At 37.4% G+C, this 796-nt stretch carries 2 protein-coding genes; both read right to left on the bottom strand.

The features are described 5' to 3' along the window. Nucleotides 1-66: 66 nt before the first annotated feature. The gene (locus tag CH352_RS18935) at nucleotides 67-276 is read right to left on the bottom strand and encodes a CopG family antitoxin (protein ID WP_100708323.1); all 210 of its coding nucleotides are present in this window, start codon (nucleotides 274-276) and stop codon (nucleotides 67-69) included. Further along, nucleotides 273-563 carry a BrnT family toxin gene (locus CH352_RS18940; RefSeq protein WP_100708324.1) on the bottom strand — a complete coding sequence of 97 codons (291 nt, stop codon included), beginning with the start codon at nucleotides 561-563 and terminating at the stop codon, nucleotides 273-275. The genes CH352_RS18935 and CH352_RS18940 overlap by 4 nt, the downstream gene beginning before the upstream one ends. Nucleotides 564-796 lie beyond the last annotated feature (233 nt).

The raw sequence follows: 796 nt of genomic DNA on the forward strand, positions 1-796 counted from the left end.
GGTCGTTAGACGCCATAACGCTTGAAACGAATGCCGGACATCCTTGTCCGGCTTGATTTTAAGATATTATTTCCAGGAGAGATCAATCTTCTTATGCTTAGATGCACATTCGGCTAAGTAAAGATTAATTAAGTTTTGATATGGAATACCAGTTTTATCAGATAATCCTTTAAAGTAACCAATTGTATCAACGTCGACTCTGATTGTAATAGGCTTCTTCAATTTTTTAAGATAAGGGTTTTTCTTTGATTTTGAAAAATCGTATTCTTTCCTCATAAAAGTGCCTCGTATTGTTTTAATTCTAATTTTGTAGCTTTTCTTGCAGAAATAATTCGTATGATATCTTTTGATGATCTATAACAATGAGAAACCATTAAAAGATTTAACTTATGACTAAGTCCTAAAATAATGAATCTTTCTTCATTTTCGGAATGATCTGGATCGTTTATAATCCTGGCATTTTCATCATAGAAAACAGTTTTGGCTTCTTCAAATGATATTCCATGTTTTCTTTTATTAGACGTGCTTTTCGCAGGATCCCATTCGAAGTCGATTGACGACATATGTATATGGTCAATATACTATACATATAGATTGTGTCAACGTGAATTTATATAGAAAGATTAAAAGGTTAGGGGATTAACAGAGCGCCATCCGTGGCGCAGGAGCGTTACAGGCGTCTAACTATCGGCTTGGCGTTGCGCTTCGGGACGTTTACACGCCCTCGCTCCAGGCTTCGCCACATTTCGCTTTGTCACTCGTCTTGCGTGGCAAGCCTCGCGCCAAGTCCTTCGGA

The organism is Leptospira hartskeerlii, assembly GCF_002811475.1.
Lineage (GTDB): Bacteria > Spirochaetota > Leptospiria > Leptospirales > Leptospiraceae > Leptospira_B > Leptospira_B hartskeerlii.

Bases quoted from the DNA above. Each gene is read 5' to 3' on its own strand.
- CH352_RS18935 (WP_100708323.1), bottom strand. From the start codon at position 276: ATGAGGAAAGAATACGATTTTTCAAAATCAAAGAAAAACCCTTATCTT.
- CH352_RS18940 (WP_100708324.1), bottom strand. From the start codon at position 563: ATGTCGTCAATCGACTTCGAATGGGATCCTGCGAAAAGCACGTCTAAT.